The following is a 25,724-nucleotide window of genomic DNA, read 5'->3' on the forward strand; positions in this document are numbered from 1 at the left end:
GCACATGCCGTGTGGGGTAAAGTTTCCGCTCATATGTCTGGCGGAAATGGCGCTGCGGGTACTTTCAGTGGAGAATTGGCCACACGCTACATCGCGGAGAAATACTGGGGCGCAGATACCCCAGAGAAGATAGCGGCGCTGACCAGCTTAACGTGCACGGCAGCGAAGTGATCGCCGGTAAAGATCTCTCCCTGAGCGGCAGCGACGTGACCCTCAGTGCGGCCGAAAACAGCCACACCGCACTGACGAAAACCGAGCAGAAGCAGAGCGGGCTGACGCTGGCGCTGTCCGGCACCGTGGGTGCGGCGCTGAACACGGCAGTGCAGACCGCCCGCACGGCCGATGAGAGCGGCGCTGACGGCGGCTCAGGCCGCGCAGGCGTACCAGATGGACGGCGCGCAGACCGACGCGGCGAACGCCAGAAACACCGCCGCAGGCCTGAAGCCGGGCGACAAAGGTTATGAAGAAGGCTCCACCAACTCGATCGGCATCAGTCTTTCTTACGGCAGCCAGACGTCGAAAAGCGAGACCCGCACCGAAAGCCGTGAAGCGCAGGGCAGTACGCTGGGCGCGGGCGGTAACCTGGCCATCACCGCCACCGGCGCACAGCCGGGCAGCGCGGGCGACATCCTCGTGCAGGGCAGCCAGCTTCAGGCGGGCGGCGACCTCGGGCTGACGGCGAAAAACGACATCAGCCTGCTTTCAGCGCAGAACAGCGAGCGCACCGACAGCACTAGCAGCAGCAAGGGCGGCAGCCTGGGTATCGGCCTGACCGCCGGGTCGGGCGGCTACGGTATCAGCGTTTCAGCCAGCGTCAACGCGGGCAAAGGCCGCGAGAACGGCAACGGGCTGACCCATACCGAGACTACGCTCACGGCGGGCAACGGGCTGAGCCTGAACGCCGGGCGCGACACCACGCTGACCGGCGCACAGGTGCGCGGGGACAGCGTGAAGGTGGATACCGGCCGCAACCTGACGCTGACCTCAGAGCAGGACAGCGACCGCTACGACAGTAAGCAGCAGAACGCCAGCGCGGGCGGCAGCTTCACCTTCGGCTCGATGACCGGCTCCGCAAGCGTCAACCTCAGCCAGGACAAGATGCACAGCAACTGGCAGAGCGTGGCCGAGCAGACCGGCATCTTTGCCGGGAAGGGCGGCTTTGACGTGACGGCGGGTGAGCACACCCAGCTGAACGGCGCGGTCATCAGTTCCACCGCGACCGCCGATAAGAACCGTCTCGACACCGGCACGCTGGGCTTCAGCAACATAGAGAACCACGCGGACTATAAAACCGAGCACCAGAGTGTGGGCATGAGCACCGGCGGCAGCATCGGCAGCCAGTTCGAAGGCAACATGGCGAACGGTCTGCTGGCGGGGCTGAACGGCAGCGGCAGCGCCTCGTCGGTGACGAAGGCGGCGGTGAGCGACGGCACCCTCATTATCCGGGATAAGGCGAAGCAGACGCAGGACGTGGCGGACCTGAGCCGCGACGCGGCGGGTGCGAATCCGGGGCTGGATAAAATCTTCGATAAGGAGAAAGAGCAGCGGCGGATGGAGACGGCGCAGCTGCTGGCGGAAATCGGCAGCCAGGCGGGCGACATTGCGCGGACGCAGGGCGAGATTGCGGCGACGAAAGCGGCCACTGAGAAGATGAAGAACATCTCGCCGGACCAGAAGAAGGACGCCGAAGCGCAGTGGCGGAAAGCGAACCCGGGCCAGGAGCCGACCGCGGCCGACATCACCGGACAGGTCTATCAGACGCTGTACAACCGGGAGATGCTGGCCGGCGGAATGGGAACCGGCGGCCCGGTGCAGCAGGGCATCAGCGCGGCGATACAGGGGCTGACGGGCGGCAACATTGCCCAGGCGGTGAGCGGGGCGGCCGCGCCGTACCTGGCGGAGCAGATACATACGCTGACGACCACGAAAGGCCCGGACGGCAAAGAGGTGGTGAACGTTCAGGCGAACCTGATTGCACACGCGGTAGTGGGCGCGGTGACGTCATACGCGTCGGGTAATCCTGCACTTGCGGGTGCTTCTGGCGCGGCGATGGGCGAGTACATCGCGCAGCAGATGTATCCGGGGGTCAAGCGCGAAGACCTGAGTGAGGAGCAGCGGCAGACCATCAGCGCGCTGGGGACGCTGGCGGCGGGACTTGCGGGCGGCGTGGCCGGAGACAGCACGGGCGGTGCGGTGGCGGGCGCGCAGGCGGGTAAAAATGCGGTTGAGAATAACTGGCTGCACGTTAACGAAAAGACAGAGTTTGAGATAGCGAGGCAAAAACTCAGGAGCAACGACCCGGCAGAGCGTGAGCAGGCACAGCAGAAGATAAACGACCTGCGTGAGAAAAACATCAGCCGTGACAAGAAAGTGACGGATGCCTGTGGTAATGGCCGGGCTGCCACCCCCGCATGTGCTTCGGCAAGGTTAGAAGCTTATTCGGTCAAAGGTGAGTATGAGACCGGAAACTACAATAATAAAGTCAGCGACATGTACCCGGATGCCTACGGGCAGATAGTGAACCTGCTGAATATTACCAGCGTTGATGCGCAGAATCAGCAGCAGGTAAAGGATGCAATGGTGAACTATGCCATGGAGCAGCTTAGGGTTGATAAGACGACGGCGGAGCAGTATGTATCGACCTATGACGGAATGAAGATCGTTGCAGCTTCGATGTCACCAGTCCTGGGAACGGCAGCGGCTAACAAACTCAGCGCGATAGTTAAAGAAGCTAATATTTATCCTTCAGGAATCAGTTTTAAAATAGATCAACCGGAACACTTAGCGCAACTTGCTGGTTATACTCAGAAAAAAGGAATTACTGGGGCGCATAATGCAAATGCATTTTATGATGCTGTGAAAAAAAATAATGTGAAGATAGTTAGTGAAACTCCGACAGGAACAAAGGGTATTACTCAAATAGAATATCAAATACCTGCTAAAGATCGTGAGGGTAATATAATTGGTTTGAAAAATAATGGTGCCGAACCATTTAAAAAGACTATTTATGATCCCAATATTTTTACTGATGAAAAAATGTTGCAATTAGGTCAGGAAGCTGCTGCTAAAGGCTACAAAGTAGCCATAGCTAAAGGGCAGCAATCTTATGATGCCACAGCTGGCGGTGTTGCATTCCGTGTATATATAAATAAAGATACCGGTTTGGTGAACAACTTCCATCCAAAGTAGAGGTTATGGATGAATAAAGAGTTATTTGGTCAACCATATCATGATGATGACCCTGTATGGGTCGTCAAGGCATACTTCGATCGAATGTATAACGATGGGGATTTTTTAAGGGCTATCGAATTATTAATGATTAAAGGTGCATTAAATAAAGATGGTGCATATTGCCATTTTCCAGATATGAATAGCTATGATGAAGAGGATCATTTCGAAGGTGTTGAATTTGCCTACGGTTATCCACCGGAAGAAGATGATACTGTAATTGTAAGTGAAGAAACTTGTTATCAGTATGTCCGCTTAGCCTGCGAAAAATATCTTCACCTACATCCCGAAGATACGGATAAAGTTAACGAATTGCTGGCAAAAATCCCGTCTTGAAACAGAATATCCCGGCCTCCGAGCCGGGATATTTTTACCCGCCGATCACCCTTCAGCCAGCCGGATGATCAACTGCCCCGGCCCGGTGATCACCTCGATCTTCTGCCCGGTAGTAAAACCCAGTGCTTCCAGCCAGCGGCCTTTGATGGTGAGCTGCGGCAGTGGGTTCGGCTGGCCCCTATTAGGGCGGTATCCCACTCTGTAATAATGGGCAGCGGTTGTGGCCGTGCGGGTTCCTGGCTTATGATGCGTGTCAGCCATAATCAACTCCTTATCAGTTGGTGGTGGTCAGCGGGCTGTTGGTGTTCCACCACCTTCAGTCCGCGCTAAAAAATCTCTCGTTATGTGCTTCCTGTTCCGTTTTTACCTGTTTAAATATACACCTCCTGCCGCGTAAACTCGCTGAAAGCTGAGTAATAAATTGCGAGCTGTCTCTGAAAACCAGATTGTTTTTCTCCGGTCTGGCTTTCATTCATTTCTTCTTCCCGTAGCCTTCTGTATTAACTGTTACGGGTTGGCTTTCATGCTGTGAATCCGCGTTAACCAGCTTTTATTCTGTCTTCCGCGTTACGCCCATATATCCACCAAAAACGGTAATAAGGGTTGCGACATGACACCGTTTTGACGTGACAGCGCGTGAGCACACCTGGCAGAAGGGTGCGGTGATAGACTCCACCGCCACCGCCGATAAAAACCGTTTCGACACCGACACGCTGGGCTTCAGCAACATTGAGAACCACGCGTACTATAAAACCGAGCACCAGAGCATGGGCATGAGCACCAGCGGCAGTATTGCAAGTCAGCTTGAAAGTAACGCTTTTTGGGAAAATGCAGGTGTTATCTTTCCGAATACCTTCATTTATTCAGAGAGGTTTAAATAGAACTGTAACTTAGTCTTTTAATGGGTTGTGGATATACATGTCAGTTAATAATCTGCGTTAATGGATTGTATAAGGCAGGATAATTTTCTGGATGTATGTGCCGAAATGGTTTTAAGGGATTTTTGCTTTTTTATGGCAACTCGGTCTTGATACCTCTAATTCTTTTTGGTCTAATAATGCCATTAAGAATTGATTGATAACTAACCGCCAGGATGAATCCTGTGGTTAAATTCTTTACTTAACCTAAATTAAATGGCCGAAGTGCCATTTAATAAGGCTGGCGTTTAAGTTTCACATTGACTCAGGCCAGCCAGTTTTAAAAAATCCGGGTATGAATAGATGCTCTCCGACCGATCTGAACATCAGGCGCGGAGCGCTACATGAAATTCCTGTCCGATACAGGCGGATAGATAAAAAATTATCCTGTCCGTCGGGTATTGGTGATTCAGGGAACGAAGTCCTGCGTTAAGCGCAGGGAAATAATGTTAAATTATGAAAAGGAATTAACTACATGACTTCTAAAATGACGATGCTGGCATTACTGTGTGGCGGTCTTCTCGTGGGCAGCAATGCGCTGGCTGATAATCACACCGTCTCGGTTGGATATGCACAAAGCAAGGTTGAAGACTTTAAAAATATCCGTGGCGTCAACGTTCAGTATCGCTATGAATGGGAGTCTCCTCTCAGTGTGATTGGCTCATTCAGCTACATGAAAGGCGATGACAGTTATTCCGAGCAGAATGATTATTTTGACGGTATTGAGAAATATAATGAAAAAATTGAAGCGAAATATTATTCCCTGATGGCGGGTCCGGCATACCGTATTAATGACTATGTCAGTTTCTACGGCTTAATTGGGGTCGCGCGTACCAAAGTAGAAGACAAAGCCAATTACCAGTCACAGTACGCACAGTATTCGGGTTCTTACAGCGAAAGCAAAACATCCTTTGCCTACGGTGCGGGTGTCGTGGTTAATCCTATCAGCAATCTCTCTGTGAGTGTTGGCTATGAAGGTACTCGCGTAAAATATAACGAAGATGTTGCCATCAATGGTTTTAACATCGGCGTTGGCTATCGTTTCTAAGTTGCCTGAAGCCTGTAACCCCGGCCGTCTGGCTGGGGTTATTTATTCCTGCGCCGGGTAAGTGAGGGGCAGACGGCGAATTTGCTTTAAATGTTTTCATGTGCAAACTGATAACGTGACTGCCTGCTTTACTTCCGATTAGTTATTATTAGCTGATTGATTCTACTATTATTATCCATAATTCCCTGAAACTGTCAGTGCGGCTTTCCAGCCTCAGAACTCTCCTAAAAACTGGTCCTGATAGCAAAGTGACCAATTTCCTCCATTTATCTGATGTTGCATTTTCGGTCCATCTGTAAAACTTCATCTCAACAAACACGGCGCGTCGCGCACGCCGGTTATACCTCAGTTAACGAGGATGCTTTAGCAGCAGGATTGCGCGGTAACACTTTTCAGGAGGAACTTCCTGTGAATAAATCAATGTTAGCGGGTATCGGTATTGGTGTGGCAGCAGCTCTGGGTGTTGCAGCCGTAGCAGGCATGAACGTGTTTGATCGCGGTCCTCAATATGCTCAGGTACTGTCTGCAACGCCAATCAAAGAGAGCATTAAACAGCCTCGTCAGGAGTGCCGTAATGTCACTCTGACTCACCGTCGGGCCGTGCAGGATGAAAACCGTCTTGCCGGGTCTGTATTAGGTGCAGTGGCAGGTGGAGTGCTGGGTCACCAGTTTGGTGGCGGTCGCGGCAGAGATGTGGCGACAGTAGCAGGTGCGGTAGCGGGTGGCTATGCCGGTAATCAGGTCCAGGGCGGACTGCAGGATCGGGATACCTACACCACAACCGAACAGCGCTGCAAAACCGTTTACGACAAACAAGAGAAAAAACTGGGATATGATGTGACCTATAAAATAGGCGATCAGCAGGGTAAAATCCGTATGGAAAATGACCCCGGCACGCGTATTCCACTGGATCGCAATGGTCAGCTGGTTCTCAACGGCGATCAGGCGTAATTGGGCAAAGCTTTGCCGCTCACGCGGCCACACAGCACAACGTAATACAGCAGTAATGAAAAAGGCGCATCTCAGGATGCGCCTTTTTTTGCGGCAAACTAACCGGCGTTTTACCGGTTAGATCACCAACGCACGGGCAGGGTGTTACGCCTGCCGCTGAGCCAGTTGCGAAACGAAGCCCTGCACCCACTCAAGCCGCACCTTTCTTTCCGATAGCTCACGGGTAAACCGCAGTCGCGTCGGCCCATCCAGCTTCCACTGCTGAGGCTCTTTCTGCAGCAGGCCTATCAGCCATGCCGGATCCACGTTGTTCTTCGGCGCAAAATCGAAATAACCGCCTTTGTCGCTGGCTTCGATCTTACGCAGACCGACAGCGCGGGCTTTCAGCCGGATAATCGCCACATCCAGCAGGTTACGCGCCGGATCGGGCAGCAGGCCAAAGCGGTCGATCATCTCAACCTTCAGCTCCTGCAACTCCTCTTCAGCCTCCGCGCTGGCGATGCGTTTATAGAGTGAAAGACGGGTACTGACATCCGGGATAAAGGTCTCGGGCAGCAGGGCGGGCATCCGCAGCTCCACCTCGGTCTGGTTGCTGGTGAGATCTTCCAGTGACGGCTCGCGACCCGCTTTCAGCGCCTCGACCGCATTCTCCAGCAGCTCCATATAAAGCGTGAAGCCCAGCGTCTCCATCTGTCCGCTCTGCTCATCACCCAGCAGTTCGCCGGCACCGCGAATCTCCAGGTCATGCGTTGCCAGCGCAAAACCGGCACCCAGATCTTCCAGTGAAGCGATCGCCTCCAGCCGCTTATGCGCATCGGCGGTCATCGACTTCGGATGCGGCGTTAACAGCCAGGCATAAGCCTGATGATGTGAACGCCCGACGCGACCACGCAGCTGATGCAGCTGCGCCAGGCCAAAGTGATCGGCCCGCTCAATGATAATGGTATTGGCGGTCGGAATGTCGATACCGGTTTCGATAATGGTGGTACAGACCAGGACGTTGAAACGCTGATGGTGGAAATCGTTCATCACCCGTTCCAGATCACGCTCACGCATCTGACCATGGCCAATAGCGACACGCGCTTCCGGCACCAGTTCGCTGAGACGCTGCGCCGCTTTCTCGATATTTTCAACGTCATTGTAGAGATAGTAGACCTGTCCGCCACGCAGAACCTCACGCAGGATTGCTTCGCGGATAACCAGATCGTCAAATTCACGGACAAAAGTTTTCACCGCTAAACGGCGGGCAGGCGGCGTGGCGATGATCGAGAGATCGCGCATGCCGCTCATGGCCATATTCAGGGTGCGAGGGATTGGCGTTGCGGTCAGCGTCAGAATGTCCACATCGGCGCGCATCGCCTTGATGCGCTCTTTGTGACGCACCCCGAAACGGTGCTCTTCATCGACAATCAGCAGACCGAGATCGTGCCATTTGAGATCGCTCATCAGCAGCTTATGGGTGCCGATTAAGATGTCGATCTTGCCATCGCTGGCCTGTTCCAGCACCTGCGCCTGCTCTTTGGCAGTACGGAAACGGGAAAGCATCTCAATGCGAACCGGCCAGTTGGCGAAGCGATCGCGGAAGTTGTCGTAATGCTGCTGTGCCAGCAGGGTGGTCGGCACCAGCACGGCCACCTGTTTATGGTTCTCAATCGCCAGAAACGCCGCGCGCATGGCTACTTCGGTTTTACCGAAACCAACGTCGCCGCACACCAGACGGTCCATCGCCAGCGGCTCGCACATATCACTCAGCACCGCGTTGATCGCCTGCGCCTGGTCCGGGGTGGTTTCAAACGGGAAGCTTTCGCAGAACAGCTGATACTGCTCGCGATTATGCTTAAAGGCAAAGCCGGTTTTGGCGGCGCGCTGAGCATAGATATCCAGCAGTTCAGCCGCCACATCACGCACTTTCTCAGCCGCTTTCTGCCGTGCGCGTGACCAGGCATCGCTGCCCAGTTTGTGCAGTGGTGCATTATCGTCGGCACCGCCCGCGTAGCGGCTGATCAGGTGCAGCGATGAAACCGGCACATAAAGTTTGGCGTCGTTGGCGTAAGAGAGCATCAGATATTCCGCCTCAATGCCGCCAGCTTCCAGCGTGGTGAGGCCGATATAACGACCCACACCGTGTTCCAGATGCACCACCGGCTGGCCGGGATGCAGCTCCGCCAGGTTACGGATCAGAATGTCCGGATTGATAGTGCGACGGGTATCCTGACGGCGACGGCTGACGCGTTCGCCCAGCAAATCGCTTTCGCAAATCAGCGCCCGGTTGCCCTGGGTATCAATAAAACCGCGCTCGCTGGCGCCGATCATCAGACGGAAACGCTCTTCGCCGACCTCATCGAAGCGGTGCACCGGCTGAGGACGCAGTTTAATCCGGGCCAGCAGATCCTGCAGGCTTTCACGGCGGCCTTCACTTTCGACCGAGAAGACCACGGTGCCGCTGAAGGTCTCAATAAACTGACGCAGATGATCCAGCGGCGCTTTTGCCTGCGCCTGAACGGTCAGATCAGGCAGCGGGGTATAACCGAGGTTGGTATTCGCGGCTTTGGCGGGCAGCACCTCATTGGTCATCTGGATGCGCGGCCAGGTTTTCAGCTCCCCCATTAATGCATCCGGACGCAGCCACAGGGTGGCCGGTTCCAGCAGTGGACGCATCGGATCAACGCGGCGATTTTCATAACGCGCCTCGGCATCCTGCCAGAAGCGGCTGGCGCTGCCTTCAAGATCGCCGCAGTTCACAATCAGGGTATTATCCGGCAGATAGCTGAACAGACTGGGTAACGGCTGCTCAAAAAACAGCGGCTGCCAGTATTCGATGCCCGCTGGCAACGTGCCTTTGCTGACCTGCTGATAGACATGCTCCGACTCACGGCGCACATCAAACGTTTCACGCCAGCGGCTGCGGAACAGCTCAATGGCGGCTTTGTCGCTGGGAAACTCATGCGCAGGCAGCAGGTTAATTTCGGGGACCGCTTCCAGCGTGCGCTGACTGTCGACGTCGAACAGGCGCAGGCTGTCGATCTCATCATCGAAAAAGTCGATGCGGTAGGGCTGATCGCTGCCCATCGGGAACAGGTCGAGCAGGGCGCCGCGCGTGGCGTATTCACCGTGCTCCATCACCTGATCGACATGGCGATAACCGGCCTGCTCAAGCTGGTCGCGCAGCCGGTCGCGTGACAGTTTTTGTCCCTGCTTCATCACCAGCGCATGGCCGTGCAGGAAACTGTGCGGGCAGACGCGCTGCATCAGGGTGTTGACCGGCATGATCAGCATACCGCGCTGCATCACCGGCAGCTGGTAGAGGGTCGACAGGCGGGCGGAGATAATATCCTGATGCGGGGAAAAGCTGTCGTAGGGCAGCGTTTCCCAGTCGGCAAGGTGCGCCACCGGCAGATCGGTAAACTGGCGGATTTCATCCAGCAGACGCAGAGCGGTTTGGGTATCGGGTGTAATCATTAACACCGGACCAGCATGTCGTTCGGTAATGCTGGCACACTCCACCGCGTGCGCTGCGCCTATGAGCTGGCCGAGCTGACGGTGATCGCCGGATTTAACGGGCAGGGTATAACGAGTCTGTTCGGGCATGGGATCTCGGGGTTGCTCCATTTTTCCAGGACGTAATCATTCCATATTATGTCAGGGGGATCACCTCTGCGGCACAATTTTCCTGCCGCGCCGCGCTGAATCTGGGGATCGGTCAGCTATTACCGGGCGTCAGCGGTAATCGTGCAGATAAAGAGAGGATAGACGGAGTCTGGCAAGGGATCAGAAAAAACCGCCGTCGCCATGCAGCGACGGGGTTAAACGGGCATTTTATTTTATGGATTGCTGTGTGTAATGCATGCGTGAGCGGTCGATATTCGCCCAGGATAACTCCTGCTCAGGATGATAGCTGAGGTTACCGTCGTCCCACTTTACGTAGTAGCCGGCTGGTGCGTTTCCCTGCTCAAAGACGTTGATGATTTCGCCTCTGATCTCCCCGGATTTATGTTTAACGATGCTGCCTTTGGGAAATTTCAACATGGTCGCTACCTCATACTGCCCGGCAATAAATCACCCGTGATCATGGTACTGATTGTAGTCTACCCCCCTGGACGCTGAATAATCAGCCAATAAGCGGCGGCTTTATCGGCTATTCCGCTGCTTTGGCGCGCAAAGTGACGCATCCGGATGCAACTTTGCTGCCGACTCAGAGGGTTAGAGGTTTCATAAAGCCAGCCGCTCCTTTATCATCCCACTACCTATTTTCAGGCAACGGCTTACTGGATTCCATGTATCAACCTGTCGCGCTATTTATCGGTCTGCGTTATATGCGCGGACGAGCATCGGATCGCTTCGGTCGCTTTGTCTCCTGGCTCTCAACGATTGGCATTACGCTCGGCGTGCTGGCGATGGTCACCGTGTTATCGGTGATGAACGGTTTTGAGCGTGAACTCGAAGGCAATATTCTTGGCCTGATGCCTCAGGCGCTGATCACCAGCGACAAAGGCAGTCTCAATCCACAACAGCAACCCGCCACCTCGCTGAATCTGCAGGGTGTCAGCCGTATTGCGCCGCTGACCACCGCCAATGTGGTGCTGCAAAGCCCGCACAGCGTCTCCGTTGGCGTGATGCTGGGCATTGAGCCGGCTGAAAAAGATCCGCTTACCCCTTTCCTGGTCAATACCCGGCAGAGCGTGCTGCAGGCCGGGCAGTATAATGTCATCCTTGGCGAACAGCTGGCATCCCAGCTTGGCGTAAAACGTGGCGATCAACTGCGTCTGATGGTGCCGTCGGTCAGCCAGTTCACCCCGATGGGACGCGTGCCAAGTCAGCGTCTGTTTACCGTAGCGGGCACCTATGCCGCTAACAGCGAAGTCGATGGTTATCAGATTCTGGTCAATCTTCAGGATGCGTCGCGCGTGATGCGCTATCCGGCCGGTAATATTACCGGCTGGCGACTGTGGCTGGATAAACCGCTGTCGGTCGACAGTCTGAGTCAGCAGACACTGCCTGCGGGCCTGGTCTGGAAAGACTGGCGTGAGCGCAAAGGCGATCTCTTCCAGGCGGTGCGTATGGAGAAGAACATGATGGGCCTGCTGCTGAGCCTGATCATCGCCGTGGCTGCCTTTAACATCATCACTTCGTTAGGCCTGCTGATCATGGAGAAGCAGGGCGAAGTGGCGATCCTGCAAACCCAGGGCCTGACGCGCCGGCAAATAGTGGCGGTGTTTATGGTGCAGGGTGCCAGCGCCGGTATTATCGGCACGCTGCTCGGCACGCTGCTCGGTGTCTTGCTGGCCAGCCAGCTCAACAACTTAATGCCGGTGATTGGCCTGTTCCTTGATGGTGCCGCATTGCCGGTTGATATTAATGTGTGGCAGGTGGTCACCATCGCCCTCAGCGCCATGATTGTGGCGCTGTTGTCTACGCTCTATCCTTCGTGGCGCGCTGCCGCCGTTCAACCTGCTGAGGCTTTACGTTATGAGTAACACTCCTTTGTTGCAGTGCCGCGACCTGTGCAAACGCTATCAGGAAGGCAGCGTGCAGACCGATGTGCTGCGCAATGTGGCTTTCAGCCTCCAGCCCGGTGAACTGACAGCGATTGTCGGCAGCTCCGGTTCCGGTAAAAGTACGCTGCTGCATCTGCTCGGCGGCCTGGATGCACCGACATCGGGCGACGTGGTGTTTGATGGCCAGTCACTGAATGCCATGTCCTCGTCGGCCAAAGCGGAGCTGCGTAACCGCGAGCTGGGCTTTATCTATCAGTTCCACCATCTGCTGCCAGACTTCAGCGCGCTGGAGAACGTGGCGATGCCGCTGCTGATTGGCAAAACGGCTAAAACGGAAGCGCAGGATCGCGCCCGTGAGATGCTGGCCGCGGTCGGGCTGGACCATCGCGCCGCGCACCGGCCTTCAGAACTGTCAGGTGGCGAACGCCAGCGCGTGGCGATTGCCCGTGCGCTGGTTAACCGCCCACGGCTGGTGATGGCGGATGAGCCAACCGGTAACCTCGATGCACGCAACGCCGACGCCATTTTTGAATTACTGGGCGAACTGAATGTGCGTCAGGGCACCGCGTTTCTGGTGGTGACCCACGATCTGATGCTGGCAAAACGCATGACGCGTCAGATGGAGATGCGTGATGGTCAGTTAAGCGATCAGCTCACCATGGCAGGAGCGGTGTAATGGGTTCGTCGTTATCCCTGTTGCTGGGCCTGCGCTTTAGCCGTGGCCGCCGTCGTGGCGGCATGGTGTCGCTGATTTCGGTGATCTCCACCATCGGTATTGCGCTGGGCGTGGCGGTGCTGATTATCGGTCTGAGCGCCATGAATGGTTTTGAGCGTGAGCTGAACAACCGCATTCTGGCGGTGGTGCCGCATGGCGAGATCGAGGCGGTCAATCAGCCGTTTCAGCACTGGCAGTCGATGATTGCCCCGATTGAAAAGGTGCCCGGCATTGCGGCGGCAGCGCCTTATGTGAACTTCACCGGCCTGATTGAGAGCGGCGCCCGGCTGGAAGCGCTGCAGGTAAAGGGCGTTGATCCGGTACAGGAGCCGCGCCTCAGCGCCCTGCCACAGTTTGTGGCAGATAACGGCTGGTCCTCTTTTGCCGCCGGTAAGCAGCAGATCATTCTGGGCGGCGGCATTGCTAAATCGCTGAACGTGAAGCAGGGCGGCTGGATCACCATCATGATCCCCAACAACGATGGTGATAACAAACTGCTTCAGCCTAAACGTATCCGGCTTCAGGTCAGCGGTATTCTGCAACTGAGCGGCATGCTGGATCACAGCCTGGCGCTGGTGCCTCTCGCCGATGCGCAGCACTATCTGGAGATGGGTGACAGCGTGTCCGGCATCGCCCTGAAGATGACCGACCCGTTCCAGGCGGTCAAACTGGTGCGGGATGCCGGTGAAGCGACCCGTTCCTACGTCTACATCAAGAGCTGGATTGGCACCTACGGCTATATGTACCGCGACATTCAGATGATCCGCGCCATCATGTATCTGGCGATGGTGCTGGTGATTGGCGTCGCCTGCTTTAACATTGTCTCAACGCTGGTGATGGCGGTGAAGGATAAGAGCAGTGACATTGCGGTGCTCCGTACCCTCGGTGCTAAAGACCGGCTGATCCGCGCCATCTTCATCTGGTACGGTTTGCTGGCAGGCCTGCTGGGCAGCGTCAGCGGCGTGATCGCGGGCGTGCTGGTGGCGCTGAATCTGACCTCACTGGTGCGCGGGCTGGAGTCGGTTACCGGTCATCATCTGCTGGCGGGTGATATCTACTTCATTGATTTCCTGCCGTCGGAACTGCACTGGATTGATGTGTTCTCAGTATTGATTACCGCGATTCTGCTGAGCCTGCTGGCGAGCTGGTATCCCGCCAGACGCGCCAGCCGCATTGACCCGGCTCGGGTATTAAGCGGTCAGTGAAAAAATGCGGCGCGAATCCTTTTCGCGCCGCATCTGTTTAAGACCTTTGCTGTTGGGCGCGGCCCTCAGCAACCGTTACTATCGGGTGATGTTAACCCGGAATCTGTTTAGAGCGGCTCGCCGCAGCTGCTACGCCAGGAGATTTTATGCGTACACCACGTCGCCGCATACGACTTGCCCGCCTGAAGAAAACCCGGAGAAAAGTGCATCAGCGCTTTCGCCAGCGCATATTTGAGCGCGATCGTCAGGCCGAACTGGCCGCCCATCCTCAGCCGCATGTTGTCGTGCTGACCGGCGCAGGCATCTCAGCGGAGTCCGGCATCCGGACCTTCCGCGCCGCTGACGGCCTGTGGGAAGAGCACCACGTTGAAGATGTTGCGACGCCCGAAGGATTTCAGCGCGATCCCGCGCTGGTGCAGCGCTTCTACAATGCGCGCCGCCAGCAATTGCAGGAGGCAGAGATTCAGCCTAACGCGGCCCATCTGGCGCTGGCGGAGCTGGAACAGGTATTAGGCGATAACTTTTTGCTGGTCACGCAAAACATCGACAATCTGCATGAACGTGCCGGAAACAGCCGGGTGCTGCATATGCACGGTGAACTGCTAAAAGTGCGCTGTGTCACCAGCGGTCAGGTCATTGAGTGGACCGGTGATATCACGCCGGACGATCGCTGCACCTGCTGTCAGTTCCCTTCGGCGCTGCGGCCGCACGTAGTGTGGTTTGGTGAGATGCCGCTGGGCATGGAGCAGATTTATCATGCGCTGGAACAGGCCGATTACTTTATCGCTATCGGCACCTCAGGCCATGTCTATCCGGCAGCGGGTTTTGTCCATGAAGCCAAACTGCAGGGCGCGCATACTGTTGAGCTGAACCTGGAGCCAAGCCAGGTGGGCAACGAATTTGCCGAGCGGCATTACGGCCTGGCGAGCGAAGTGGTACCGGAGTTTGTGCATAAGCTGCTGCGCGCGCTTTATAAGTAAGCAGGGGCGGCTATGGCCGCCTCGCCATTTTTTTGTCCATCATGCTGATTCCAGCCGCCCGGTGCTTATCAACATTGCGAGGTTTGCCGCAACAATCTCGTAATCAGCCGTTTTTTTCGGGCTTATTGCTTTCCCAAAGGTTATCGACAGCGCTAACCTGTCTGCGAATGATTTTACGCAACGTTGTAACCGGCTGGTCTGTTAATAATACCGGATGGCACTTTTAAAGGATGGGATATGGAACAGTTACTTGAGCGCTTTTTAAGTTATGTGGCCGTTGAGACACAGGCTAAGCCGCAGGCGCGCCAGGTGCCCAGCAGTGAAGGGCAGTGGACGCTGGCGCGTCAGCTGCAGGAGGAGTTGCTGGCACTGGGTTTTGTCGATGTCTCCTTAAGCGATCACTGTTGCGTCATGGGCACGCTGCCCGCCAATGTTGACTGGCCGACGCCAGTCATCGGTTTCATCTCTCACATGGATACCTCGCCAGACTTTACGGCGAAACATGTGAATCCGCAGATCATTGAAAATTATCGCGGCGGAGACATTGCGCTGGGTAACGGCAACGAAATTCTCTCGCCGGTGATGTTCCCGGTGCTGCACAAGCTGATTGGGCATACGCTGATTACCACCGATGGCAAAACTCTGCTGGGCGCGGATGATAAAGCGGGTATCGCTGAGATCATGACGGCGATGGCGCAACTGGCTGCGAGCGATACGCCGCACGGTGCGATCCGTGTTGCCTTTACGCCCGATGAAGAGATTGGTCGCGGCACTTCTCACTTTGATGTGGAAGGCTTTGCCGCTGACTGGGCCTACACCATTGATGGCAGTGATTTAGGGGAGTTCGAATATGAGAACTTTAACGCTGCTTCGGCCACCGTCAAAATCATCGGTAACAACGTGCACCCTGGCTCCGCCAAAGGGGTGATGGTCAATGCGCTGGATCTGGCAAACCAGTTTCATGCCGCGGTCCCGGCCAGCGAAAAACCGCAATATACTGACGGCTATCAGGGCTTCTATCATCTGCATCAGATCAAAGGCAGCGTTGAACACGCCGAGATGCTCTATATCATTCGTGACTTCGAAACGGAGAGTTTTGAACAGCGTAAACAGACGCTGCTGCAGATTGCCGCAGAGATCAACAAAACCCTGCACCCGGACTGTTCGGTCACTGTCGAGATCACCAACAGCTATCGCAACATGCGTGAAAAGGTTGAGCCGTTCCCGCACATCATCGAACTGGCTTTACAGGCGATGCGTGACTGCGGCATTGAGCCGGTAGTGAAACCGATTCGCGGCGGTACGGATGGATCGGCGCTGTCGTGGAAAGGGCTGCCTTGCCCGAATATCTTCACCGGTGGCTATAACTATCACGGCAAGCATGAGTTTGCTTCGCTGAATATCATGGCGAAATCGGTGGAAGTGATTGTGCGGCTGTCAGAACTGGCGGCGCAGAAGAAGAATTAAACCCGCAGGCACAAAAAAGGCTCTCTGCCACAGCGGCAAGAGAGCCTGATTCAGTATCAGCTCAGATTATTCGTCGCCGAAGTACCAGTATCCGGCATTGACCAGGTCGGCGATCTGCGCCAGTACCGACGGGTCATCCAGCGCATCGCCCAGATCGTCCAGTGTGATGCGATAGTGGCGCGCCAGTACCGCCATCACATCGGGATGTGAACACTCAACCCGCTCACCGTTGACATAGACCGCATCGCCAATCGTCAGGACACGCAGGCCACCTAACCGGCTCAGGGTATCGCCCTGTTGCAGCGCATCATAAATTTCATCAGGCTGGTAAGGCGGTTCCGGTGGCGCGACATCGAGTTCGTGACGTGACTGGGAAATGAATTCGCCAAACCACTGAGCGAACTGCTCCGGCTGATTGACCACATCCAGCATCAACTGACGTACGCCTTCAATCTCCTGCGGCAGAATCTGCGACGGGCAATCACGTGCAGGCACATCCGGATCGCTGAAGCGCAGACTGCCCAGCTCATTGGCCAGCGCGTAATCCGCAAAGCCGCTGATTAACTCGCGTCCGCTGGGGGCACGGAAACCCACGGAGTAGTTCAGGGCGTTTTCCAGCGAGTAGCCTTCATGCGGGAACCCCGGCGGAATATAGAGAATATCACCAGGCTCCATCTCTTCATCGATGATGGCGTCGAATGGCTCAACCTGCAGCAGATCCGGATGCGGGCAGTGCTGCTTCAGCGGCACTTTTTCACCGACGCGCCAGCGACGGCGACCGGCACCCTGAATAATAAAGACATCATACTGATCAAAATGGGGACCGACGCCGCCGCCAGGCACGGCAAACGACACCATCAGGTCATCAACACGCCAGTCAGGCAGGAAACGGAAAGGGCGCATCAGTGCGGCAGAGGCTTCATGCCAGTGATTGACCGCCTGTACCAGCAGCGACCAGTTGTTTTCACCCAGATGATCATAGCTCTCGAACGGGCCGTGGCTGACCTGCCATTTGCCATCCTGATGGCTGACCAGGCGGCTATCCACCTCGTTTTCCATCGCCAGACCGGCCAGTTCATCCGGTGAAAGAGGATCGACAAAGTTTTTAAAACCACGCTTCAGCACTACCGGGCGTTTCTGCCAGTAACGCTGAATAAAATCGGGCCAGTTAATATCGAGCTGATAGTCCATAAAAGGGTTCCGCTTAGGGCTGTAAATGCCAGCAAGTATAACAGCCCTGAGGGTATTCTACTCGCGGCGATGTTCGACTTCCTGGCGTTGAAAAACCACTTCCATGCGAGTTCCGCCGAGAGCGCTACTGGAGGCGATGACGTTGCCCTCATATTGCTCAAGAATATCGCGCACCACCGCCAGACCCAGTCCCTGACCGGGACGCAGGGTATCGGCGCGCTGACCCCGGACAAACACTAAATCGCGCTTGCTCTCGGGAATGCCCGGACCATCATCGTCGATATAGAGATGGAGTGCATTTTCGCTCTGAAAAGCGCTGATTTCGATAAATTCCAGGCAATACTTGCAGGCGTTATCGAGCACGTTGCCCAGCACTTCCATAAAGTCATTCTGGTCGCCAACAAAGGTCAGCTCCGGTGAGATATCCAGCGAAATCGCCACGCCTTTACGCTGATAGACTTTATTCAGGGCTGAGCAGAGCTTGTCGAGCAGACCGGAAACGGAATGCAGATCGCGCTGCAGCGGATTGTGATCGGCCTGCATACTGGCGCGATGCAGATAATAACCAACCTGCTGCGAGATTCGACTAATCTGCTCCAGCATCACCGGCTCAGCCTGTTCCACCGTCAGTTCCTTGCCGTTGCGCAGCGAGCGCAGGGTGCTCTGCAACACGGCCAGCGGCGTTTTCAGACTGTGGGTCAGGTCTGAAAGCGTGGTGCGATAGCGGGTATAGCGTTGCCGCTCATTGGTCAGCAACAGATTGAGGTTACGCACCAGACTGCGCAGTTCCTGCGGCGGATTATCGGCCAGATTTTCGCGCTGACTGGTCTCCAGTTCGCGCACCTGCTGTGTCAGCGCGCCAATCGGCCGCAGACTCCAGTGCGCCGCCAGCCACAGCAACGGAATGATCAGTATCAGGTTGGCTGCCAGCACATAGCTGAACCACGACCAGACCACATCAGAATGCTGCAACTCCTGCGGGATAGAGTCGACCACCACAATGGTGAGTGCGGGCAGATTCGTGGTGGCATCGTAACGGTTAACGGCGACCGAGTGGGTAAAGGTATCGTTGCTGTCATTGTCCCAGTCGTTGAGTCGTTGCTGAGCATTCAGGTTATTGCCCATCGCCACCATGCTGGTGCGGTTACTGGTATCAATCTCGTAGAAGTCAGGCTTCAGCAGCCATTCACGGCGGATCTTCTTGCGGATCTCCGGCACGTCGCGTTGCTGCCACAACAGCTTGCCGTGCTCATCGTAAATAAATACCAGCGTCGGGAAGTTGAGCGTCATCCGTTCCGGCTGGGCGATGGTGAGTTTATTGTCATGCCATTGCGCCAGCGTAAAGAACAGGTTGCTCTCGCCGCGCATCACGCGATAGGTGTTTTTATCGAAACTGACCACATAGCCAATCACCGCGACCATGCCGTAGGAGAGTGAGAGGAAGAGGACGATCGCTGCGGAGGCCAGCAGAAAGCGGGCGCGCAGCGAAATAGGGCGATAACGATTAAACCAGGACATGGTCAGAGATCAAAGCGGTAGCCCTGGCCACGCACGGTGGCGATCACGTCAGTAGGATGCAACGCCAGAATTTTTTTGCGCAGACGTCCCATAAGAACGTCGATGGTGTGGCTTTCACGCAGTTCAGCGTCAGGATAGAGCTGCAGCATCAGCGAGTCTTTGCTCACCACTTTGCCCGCGTTACGGATCAGTGTTTCAACAATGGTGTACTCAAAGGCCGTAAGCTTCACCGGCTGTTCATTGACCGTCAGTTCACGGCGGGAGAGATCAACCTGAAACGGGGCCATATCGATGATTTGCGAGGCATGTCCGCTGTTACGACGCATCAGCGCCTGCAGGCGTGCCGCGACTTCTTCAATGTGAAACGGTTTGGTGACGTAGTCATCCGCACCGGCTTCCAGCGCCTCAACTTTGGCCTGCCAGCCTTCACGGGCGGTCAGCACCAGAATCGGCTGGCGCACGGCATCGCTGCGCCAGCGGCGAATCAGAGACATACCATCTTCATCCGGCAGGCCGAGATCCACCAGCGCGATATCGGGCAGATGTTCCCGAAGAAAATAGTCAGCTTCTTTGGCGTCTTCGGCGGCATCGACCTGATGGCCCATGTCACGTAACTGGACGGCGAGATGATGGCGCAGCAGGGCATTGTCTTCAACAACCAGAACACGCATAGGAATTCCTTACACTCTGTTTGAGTCAACCTGCAGAAAGTATACGCGAAATGTATTAAACAAGATGTTAACGCAGACCGGACTGGGCCGGTCTGCGGCGGGCATTATTTCAGATCGTCAACCATCTGGATAGCGCGACCAATATAGTTTGCAGGCGTCATCTGCTTCAGACGGACTTTTTCCTCTTCCGGCAGCGCCAGGCTGTCGATAAAGGCCTGCATGCCGGCGGCATCGACGCGTTTACCGCGCGTCAACTCCTTCAGCTTTTCATAAGGCTTCTCAATGCCGTAACGGCGCATTACCGTCTGGATCGGTTCTGCCAGCACTTCCCAGTTGTGATCCAGTTCGTCCAGCAGACGATCGCGGTTCACTTCCAGTTTCGAGATGCCTTTCAGCGTCGCCTGATAGGCGATCAGCGCATAACCGACGCCCACGCCGAGGTTACGCAGCACGGTGGAGTCGGTCAGATCGCGCTGCCAGCGTGAGACCGGCAGCTTGCTGGCCAGATGCTGCATTACCGCGTTCGCCAGGCCCAGATTGCCTTCGGAGTTTTCGAAGTCGATTGGGTTCACTTTGTGCGGCATGGTCGACGAGCCAATCTCGCCCGCAATGGTCTTCTGTTTGAAATGGTTCAGCGCTACATAACCCCAGATATCGCGATCGAAATCGATCAGGATGGTGTTAAAGCGGGCGATGCAGTCGAACATTTCGGCAATATAGTCGTGCGGCTCAATCTGCGTGGTGTAAGGGTTCCAGGTGATCCCCAGCGAGGTGACGAAGTTCTCGCTCAGCGCATGCCAGTCCACTTCGGGATAGGCGGCAATGTGGGCGTTGTAATTCCCTACAGCGCCGTTGATTTTGCCCAGCACCTCAATCTGTTTCAGCTGACGTAACTGACGCTCCAGACGGTAAGCGACGTTCGCCATCTCTTTACCCATCGTCGACGGTGTAGCCGGCTGACCGTGGGTGCGGGAGAGCAGCGGAATGTCACGATATTCGCTGGCAAGATCCTTCACAGCGGTAATCAGCTGCTGCCAGTAAGGCAGGATCACGTCACGACGGGCTGTTTCCAGCATCAGGGCGTGCGACAGGTTGTTGATATCTTCAGAAGTACAGGCGAAGTGGATAAATTCAGAAACAGCATGCAGTGCAGGGACGTCGGCAACTTTCTCTTTCAGGAAATACTCAACCGCTTTGACGTCGTGGTTGGTGGTGCGCTCAATGGTTTTGATGCGCGCGGCATCTTCTTCGGAAAAACCGGCGACAATCGCATCAAGGAAAGCGTTTGCGTCGGCATCAAATGCAGGAACTTCCTTGATCTCTGCGGTCGCGGCCAGTTTTTGTAACCAGCGAACTTCAACCTCAACGCGGAATTTCAGCAAACCGAATTCGCTGAAAATCGCACGCAGCGGGCTGACTTTATCGCCGTAACGACCATCGACAGGTGAGACGGCGGTCAGAGAGGATAATTCCATCAGTGCAACTCCTGAATCATTTAGCAGTGTTTTGCCGCACCGACTTAGTAAGTCAGTGGCAGCCGGGATAAGAGGGTTTTCGCTTCACGCAGCAAACGCTGACGCGAGAACATCAGTTGCAGTCGGCCACCACCGACCTGCTGCCACAATACGGCAGCACGGATACCGGCTAACAGGGTGGCGCGCACTTTACTCTGTACCTGCGTATTCTGCAGTACCGCAGGCGAACCGGTGACCTGAATACGCGGGCCAAGCGGGCTGATCACATCCACATAGATGGCAGCCATCGCGCTGAGAATGGTGTCTGACTCCAGTTCATAATGCGCCAGCTGGCGATCCAGCTGAGTGATGCGCTGGGCCAGCGTCGCCATGGCCGTTTTACTGGCGCTGAGCTTGCGCTCCAGCACCATCATGCTCAGGGTGTAACGCGTCAGCTCTGCACCTGCGCCCTGACGACTGCTGCTGTTCAGCACCGCCATCAGGGTTTCAAGTCCGAGGCGCAGGTTGGCTTCATTGTTGCCAAACACCGCCAGCGTTGAGCCAGGATTGAGGTCCAGTACGCTGCGCAACGACACGGTCAGCGCCTCCGGCTGGCAGTGACCCTGCTGAGCCAGCTGCTGCACCAGATGGGCCGACTGACAGATGCCCGCCAGCGCCAGCGTAATTTCCTGATAATTTTTCGCCACGGTTACTCCTGTTTACGCGTCATCAATGCGGGCTGAGCCCGCTTACTCCGCCACTAACGGCAGACGCTGTTCGATAATACCGCCACCGAGGCAGACCTCGCCAAGGTAAAACACCGCAGACTGACCCGGCGTCACCGCTGCAACCGGCTCGTCGAAACGCACTTCAATCCGATCGTCACCATGTGGAATAATCTCACAGGGAATATCGGTCTGACGATAGCGGGTTTTCACGGTGCAGCGAAGCGGGGCGGTAATTGGCTGGCGATCAACCCAGTGCAGCTGCTGCGCAATCAGGCCGACGGACATCAGACGCGGATGATCGCCGCCCTGGGCGACAATCAGGCGGTTACGCGCCACATCTTTGTCGACCACATACCAGGGATCATCTTTGCTCTCTTTCAGGCCGCCAATACCCAGGCCTTTACGCTGTCCCAGAGTATGGTACATCAGCCCCTGATGTTCACCGACGATATGGCCTTCGGTGGTTTCTATTTCGCCAGGCTGAGCCGGGAGATAGCGCGCCAGGAAGTCGCGGAATTTGCGCTCACCGATAAAGCAGATGCCGGTCGAGTCTTTCTTCTTCGCGGTGATAAGGTCGAGCTGTTCGGCAATGCGGCGCACTTCCGGTTTTTCCAGCTCGCCAACCGGGAACAGACTTTGGGCGATCTGCTGGTGGCTCAGGGTATAGAGGAAGTAGCTCTGATCTTTGTTGCCATCCAGACCGCGTAGCAGCTGGCTCTGGCCAGCCACGTCCTGACGACGCACGTAGTGACCGGTGGCGATAAAATCTGCGCCGAGATCCTCAGCCGCGAACTCCAGGAACGCTTTGAATTTGATCTCTTTGTTGCAGAGGATATCGGGGTTGGGCGTGCGGCCTGCTTTGTACTCTTCGAGGAAATGCTCAAAGACGTTATCCCAGTATTCAGCGGCAAAGTTAACTTTGTGCAGCTTCATACCCAGCTTGTCGCACACCGCTTGCGCATCCGCCAGATCGTCCGCGGCGGTACAATACTCCTCGCCATCGTCCTCCTCCCAGTTCTTCATGAACAGGCCTTCAACCTGGTAACCCTGCTGTTGCAGTAACCAGGCGGAAACGGAAGAATCGACGCCGCCGGACATACCGACGATCACTTTTTTCTGGCTGTTGTCAGACATGACACGCTCGCATTACGATAAAAAAACAGGCGGCGCATTCTATCATGCAGAAGGCAGGCGCGCACCCTCGTGAAACGGCCACCGGAACGGGCTGACCAGATGTAGCGGGTAGCGCGTGCCCTGTTGCCACAGGCGTACGCTTTCCGCGACCAGCGGCGAACGCAGGTTAGAGGCAGTGAGAATCTGCGCTGGCGGCAACCACCAGCAGCAATCGATGTCGCTGTCCTGCGGCTGGGTTGGCGCTTTTTCCGCCAGATCCACGCCAAACAGAAAACGCACAAAAGGCGTACTGTCGGGTGCGATCCACTGGTTTATCGCGATGAAATAGTGCATCGGCGTGGCGATGCCGGTCTCTTCATAGAGTTCGCGCTCTGCGGCTTCCAGCAGAGTTTCATCCGCTTCAAGATGCCCGGCGGGCTGGTTCCAGGTGGGGCGACCGTTGATCGTCTCTTCCACCACCAGTAATTCACCTTCGGCCTGAACCAGACAGGCGACAGTAACATGAGGTTTAAACATCACTTCTCCGCAATTGTTAACCTGAGGTTATAAAAAACCGGTTTTCAGAGAGCACTTTCGCTGAGTTCACGCCACGCGCCCGGAGCCAGATCGTCGAGCGAATAACTCCCCATCGCGTACCGGATCAATCGCAATGTGGGAAAGCCAATGTGGGCGGTCATCCGACGAACCTGACGATTACGGCCTTCATACAGCGTGATTTTCAGCCACTGCGTCGGGATGTTTTTACGTTCGCGTATAGGTGGCTGACGTGGCCAGAGCCACTCAGGCTCAGCCACTTTTTCTACGCCCGCGGGCAGCGTCAACCCATCTTTCAGATTAACCCCATCCCGTAAAGGCTGCAGATCCGTCTCCTGTGGCTCGCCTTCCACCTGCACATAATAGATCTTACCTGTGCGTTTGCCGGGCTGAGTCAGCGCAGCCTGCAGCGCGCCGTCGTTGGTCAGCACCATCAATCCTTCGCTGTCGCGATCGAGGCGACCTGCGGCATAAACCTCTGCGACGCTGACAAAATCCTTCAGGGTTCGGCGGCCCGCTTCATCGGTGAACTGCGGTAACACGTCGAACGGTTTGTTAAACAGAATCACGCGGCGCGGAGCCGCAGGGCGGGCAGGGGAACGCCGCGCATCACGCGTCGGGCGGCTGAATCGTTTATCCTGGTGAATTCGTTGAGAAGTTTTTCGCATGGGCTTTGCAGTCAGAAACATTCGGCGCATTATAACGTGAAATTGCGGTGATTGGCGTGGCGGAAATATTCAAGTAGTATTGACGCGCATCTTACAAATCATTAACAAACGCCCAGGAGAGGTTAATGGAAAGCAAAGTAGTTGTTCCGGCGGAAGGTCAGAAAATCACCCTGAATCAGGGCAAGCTCACAGTGCCAAACAATCCGGTCATTCCTTACATTGAGGGTGACGGTATCGGTGTTGATGTTTCCCCGGTCATGCTGAAAGTCGTCGATGCGGCGGTGAAGAAAGCCTACAACGGCGAGCGTAAGATCTCCTGGATGGAGATTTACACCGGTGAGAAGTCAGTTGAACTCTACGGCCAGGATGTCTGGCTGCCACAGGAAACTCTCGACTTAATCAAAGAATATCGCGTGGCCATTAAAGGCCCACTGACCACGCCGGTCGGCGGCGGTATTCGTTCACTGAACGTGGCCCTGCGTCAGGAGCTTGACCTCTACGTCTGCCTGCGTCCGGTACGTTACTACAAAGGCACGCCAAGCCCGGTTAAACGTCCTGAAGAGACCGACATGGTGATCTTCCGTGAAAACTCCGAAGATATCTATGCGGGTATCGAGTGGAAAGCGGGCTCTGCCGAAGCGGACAAAGTGATCAAGTTCCTGCGCGAAGAGATGGGCGTGAAGAAAATTCGCTTCCCTGAGCAGTGCGGTATCGGCGTTAAGCCGTGTTCAGAAGCGGGCACCAAACGTCTGGTGCGCGCGGCAGTGGAATACACCATCACTAACGATCGTGATTCACTGACCCTGGTCCACAAAGGCAACATCATGAAGTTCACCGAAGGTTCTTTCAAAGACTGGGGATACCAGTTAGTGAAAGAAGAGTTCGGCGGCGAACTGATCGACGGCGGCCCATGGATGAAATTCAAAAACCCGAACACCGGCAAAGAGATCATCGTTAAAGATGTGATTGCTGATGCGTTCCTGCAACAGATCCTGCTGCGTCCGGCTGAGTATGACGTTATCGCCTGTATGAACCTGAACGGTGACTACATCTCTGACGCTCTGGCAGCGCAGGTTGGCGGTATTGGTATCGCACCAGGCGCCAACATCGGTGACGAGTGTGCGCTGTTCGAAGCGACCCACGGTACAGCACCTAAGTATGCAGGTCAGGATAAAGTGAACCCAGGTTCAATTATTCTGTCCGCAGAAATGATGCTGCGTCACATGGAGTGGTTCGAAGCGGCTGACCTGATTGTTAAAGGTGTTGAAGGCGCTATCGCTAACAAGACCGTGACTTACGATTTCGAACGCCTGATGGATGGCGCTAAACTGCTGAAATGTTCAGAGTTTGGTGACGCGATCATCGAAAATATGTAATCCGCATTACATAACATATAGCCAACACGGATGTAAAAATCGTGTTGGCTTTTTACTTCCCGCTTTCTTTCCCCAAAACTCTTCATAAAATCACCTTCACGCAGCAAC

22 protein-coding genes and 1 pseudogene are annotated in these 25,724 nt (G+C 55.5%); 12 read left to right on the plus strand and 11 right to left on the minus strand.

Annotated features, from left to right (window positions below; genetic code table 11):
* Positions 1 to 152: 152 nt before the first annotated feature.
* The 3 genes from PAG01S_RS22720 to cdiI are packed head-to-tail and all read left to right on the plus strand — an operon-like array spanning position 153 to position 3,564.
* Positions 153 to 464 carry a hypothetical protein gene (locus PAG01S_RS22720; RefSeq protein WP_062757413.1) on the plus strand — a complete coding sequence of 104 codons (312 nt, stop codon included), beginning with the start codon at positions 153 to 155 and terminating at the stop codon, positions 462 to 464.
* Complete coding sequence (locus PAG01S_RS01165) at positions 388 to 3,189, plus strand: hemagglutinin repeat-containing protein (protein WP_062757415.1); 2,802 nt, start codon at positions 388 to 390, stop codon at positions 3,187 to 3,189. The genes PAG01S_RS22720 and PAG01S_RS01165 overlap by 77 nt, the downstream gene beginning before the upstream one ends.
* 9 nt (positions 3,190 to 3,198) lie before the next feature.
* Positions 3,199 to 3,564, plus strand: a complete 366-nt coding sequence (gene cdiI / locus PAG01S_RS01170) for a ribonuclease toxin immunity protein CdiI (RefSeq protein ID WP_062757417.1) — start codon at positions 3,199 to 3,201, stop codon at positions 3,562 to 3,564.
* 45 nt (positions 3,565 to 3,609) lie between these two features.
* Here cdiI and PAG01S_RS01175 read toward each other — a convergent pair whose 3' ends face one another.
* On the minus strand, positions 3,610 to 3,825 hold the full coding sequence (locus PAG01S_RS01175) for a SymE family type I addiction module toxin (RefSeq protein WP_033757310.1): 216 nt from the start codon (positions 3,823 to 3,825) through the stop codon (positions 3,610 to 3,612).
* Between the two features lie 359 nt (positions 3,826 to 4,184).
* Here PAG01S_RS01175 and PAG01S_RS01180 point away from each other — a divergent pair.
* From PAG01S_RS01180 to PAG01S_RS01190, 3 genes and pseudogenes are all read left to right on the plus strand, one after another.
* A pseudogene (locus tag PAG01S_RS01180) lies at positions 4,185 to 4,379 on the plus strand (hypothetical protein); the annotation flags it as partial.
* 577 nt (positions 4,380 to 4,956) lie between these two features.
* Complete coding sequence (locus tag PAG01S_RS01185) at positions 4,957 to 5,529, plus strand: Ail/Lom family outer membrane beta-barrel protein (RefSeq protein ID WP_060679946.1); 573 nt, start codon at positions 4,957 to 4,959, stop codon at positions 5,527 to 5,529.
* A gap of 408 nt (positions 5,530 to 5,937) precedes the next feature.
* Positions 5,938 to 6,480: a glycine zipper 2TM domain-containing protein gene (locus tag PAG01S_RS01190; RefSeq protein WP_003849847.1), complete on the plus strand. Its 543-nt coding sequence runs from the start codon at positions 5,938 to 5,940 to the stop codon at positions 6,478 to 6,480.
* 144 nt (positions 6,481 to 6,624) lie between these two features.
* On the opposite strand, the gene mfd is transcribed toward PAG01S_RS01190, so the two are convergent.
* Together mfd and PAG01S_RS01200 are read right to left on the minus strand one after the other, a co-directional pair.
* Positions 6,625 to 10,068, minus strand: coding sequence for a transcription-repair coupling factor (gene mfd / locus PAG01S_RS01195; RefSeq protein ID WP_062757420.1), 3,444 nt, complete (start codon positions 10,066 to 10,068; stop codon positions 6,625 to 6,627).
* Positions 10,069 to 10,296: 228 nt separating this feature from the next.
* Positions 10,297 to 10,506 (minus strand): hypothetical protein, encoded by a 210-nt coding sequence (locus PAG01S_RS01200; RefSeq protein WP_062757422.1) that lies wholly within the window; start codon positions 10,504 to 10,506, stop codon positions 10,297 to 10,299.
* A gap of 248 nt (positions 10,507 to 10,754) precedes the next feature.
* Here PAG01S_RS01200 and lolC point away from each other — a divergent pair, with 248 nt between their 5' ends.
* From lolC to pepT, 5 genes are all read left to right on the plus strand, one after another.
* The gene (gene lolC, locus PAG01S_RS01205) at positions 10,755 to 11,954 is read left to right on the plus strand and encodes a lipoprotein-releasing ABC transporter permease subunit LolC (RefSeq protein ID WP_010246284.1); all 1,200 of its coding nucleotides are present in this window, start codon (positions 10,755 to 10,757) and stop codon (positions 11,952 to 11,954) included.
* The gene (lolD, locus tag PAG01S_RS01210) at positions 11,947 to 12,651 is read left to right on the plus strand and encodes a lipoprotein-releasing ABC transporter ATP-binding protein LolD (protein WP_010246282.1); all 705 of its coding nucleotides are present in this window, start codon (positions 11,947 to 11,949) and stop codon (positions 12,649 to 12,651) included. The genes lolC and lolD overlap by 8 nt, the downstream gene beginning before the upstream one ends.
* The gene (gene lolE / locus PAG01S_RS01215; RefSeq protein ID WP_062757424.1) at positions 12,651 to 13,895 is read left to right on the plus strand and encodes a lipoprotein-releasing ABC transporter permease subunit LolE; all 1,245 of its coding nucleotides are present in this window, start codon (positions 12,651 to 12,653) and stop codon (positions 13,893 to 13,895) included. Before lolD ends, lolE begins: the two co-directional genes overlap by 1 nt.
* 146 nt (positions 13,896 to 14,041) lie before the next feature.
* Complete coding sequence (gene cobB, locus PAG01S_RS01220) at positions 14,042 to 14,875, plus strand: Sir2 family NAD+-dependent deacetylase (RefSeq protein WP_062757426.1); 834 nt, start codon at positions 14,042 to 14,044, stop codon at positions 14,873 to 14,875.
* A gap of 237 nt (positions 14,876 to 15,112) precedes the next feature.
* Entirely contained in the window at positions 15,113 to 16,342 is a 1,230-nt protein-coding gene (pepT, locus tag PAG01S_RS01225; protein WP_060679950.1) for a peptidase T, read from the plus strand.
* Positions 16,343 to 16,408: 66 nt separating this feature from the next.
* Here pepT and PAG01S_RS01230 read toward each other — a convergent pair whose 3' ends face one another.
* From PAG01S_RS01230 to rluE, 8 genes are all read right to left on the minus strand, one after another.
* On the minus strand, positions 16,409 to 17,533 hold the full coding sequence (locus PAG01S_RS01230) for a ribosomal protein uL16 3-hydroxylase (protein WP_010246274.1): 1,125 nt from the start codon (positions 17,531 to 17,533) through the stop codon (positions 16,409 to 16,411).
* Positions 17,534 to 17,590: 57 nt separating this feature from the next.
* Positions 17,591 to 19,051, minus strand: coding sequence for a two-component system sensor histidine kinase PhoQ (gene phoQ / locus PAG01S_RS01235; RefSeq protein WP_010669868.1), 1,461 nt, complete (start codon positions 19,049 to 19,051; stop codon positions 17,591 to 17,593).
* Between the two features lie 2 nt (positions 19,052 to 19,053).
* Complete coding sequence (gene phoP / locus PAG01S_RS01240; RefSeq protein WP_010246270.1) at positions 19,054 to 19,722, minus strand: two-component system response regulator PhoP; 669 nt, start codon at positions 19,720 to 19,722, stop codon at positions 19,054 to 19,056.
* Between the two features lie 104 nt (positions 19,723 to 19,826).
* Positions 19,827 to 21,197, minus strand: coding sequence for an adenylosuccinate lyase (purB, locus tag PAG01S_RS01245; RefSeq protein ID WP_010246268.1), 1,371 nt, complete (start codon positions 21,195 to 21,197; stop codon positions 19,827 to 19,829).
* Positions 21,198 to 21,241: 44 nt separating this feature from the next.
* Complete coding sequence (gene hflD / locus PAG01S_RS01250) at positions 21,242 to 21,883, minus strand: high frequency lysogenization protein HflD (protein ID WP_010246266.1); 642 nt, start codon at positions 21,881 to 21,883, stop codon at positions 21,242 to 21,244.
* Positions 21,884 to 21,925: 42 nt separating this feature from the next.
* Positions 21,926 to 23,038, minus strand: a complete 1,113-nt coding sequence (gene mnmA / locus PAG01S_RS01255) for a tRNA 2-thiouridine(34) synthase MnmA (RefSeq protein ID WP_062757428.1) — start codon at positions 23,036 to 23,038, stop codon at positions 21,926 to 21,928.
* Positions 23,039 to 23,080: 42 nt separating this feature from the next.
* Positions 23,081 to 23,554: an NUDIX domain-containing protein gene (locus PAG01S_RS01260; protein ID WP_010246262.1), complete on the minus strand. Its 474-nt coding sequence runs from the start codon at positions 23,552 to 23,554 to the stop codon at positions 23,081 to 23,083.
* Between the two features lie 44 nt (positions 23,555 to 23,598).
* Positions 23,599 to 24,261, minus strand: a complete 663-nt coding sequence (rluE, locus tag PAG01S_RS01265) for a 23S rRNA pseudouridine(2457) synthase RluE (RefSeq protein ID WP_031293006.1) — start codon at positions 24,259 to 24,261, stop codon at positions 23,599 to 23,601.
* Between the two features lie 104 nt (positions 24,262 to 24,365).
* Here rluE and icd point away from each other — a divergent pair, with 104 nt between their 5' ends.
* The gene (gene icd, locus PAG01S_RS01270; RefSeq protein WP_010246256.1) at positions 24,366 to 25,616 is read left to right on the plus strand and encodes an NADP-dependent isocitrate dehydrogenase; all 1,251 of its coding nucleotides are present in this window, start codon (positions 24,366 to 24,368) and stop codon (positions 25,614 to 25,616) included.
* Positions 25,617 to 25,724 lie beyond the last annotated feature (108 nt).

It is taken from the genome of Pantoea agglomerans NBRC 102470, assembly GCF_001598475.1.
GTDB lineage: Bacteria > Pseudomonadota > Gammaproteobacteria > Enterobacterales > Enterobacteriaceae > Pantoea > Pantoea agglomerans.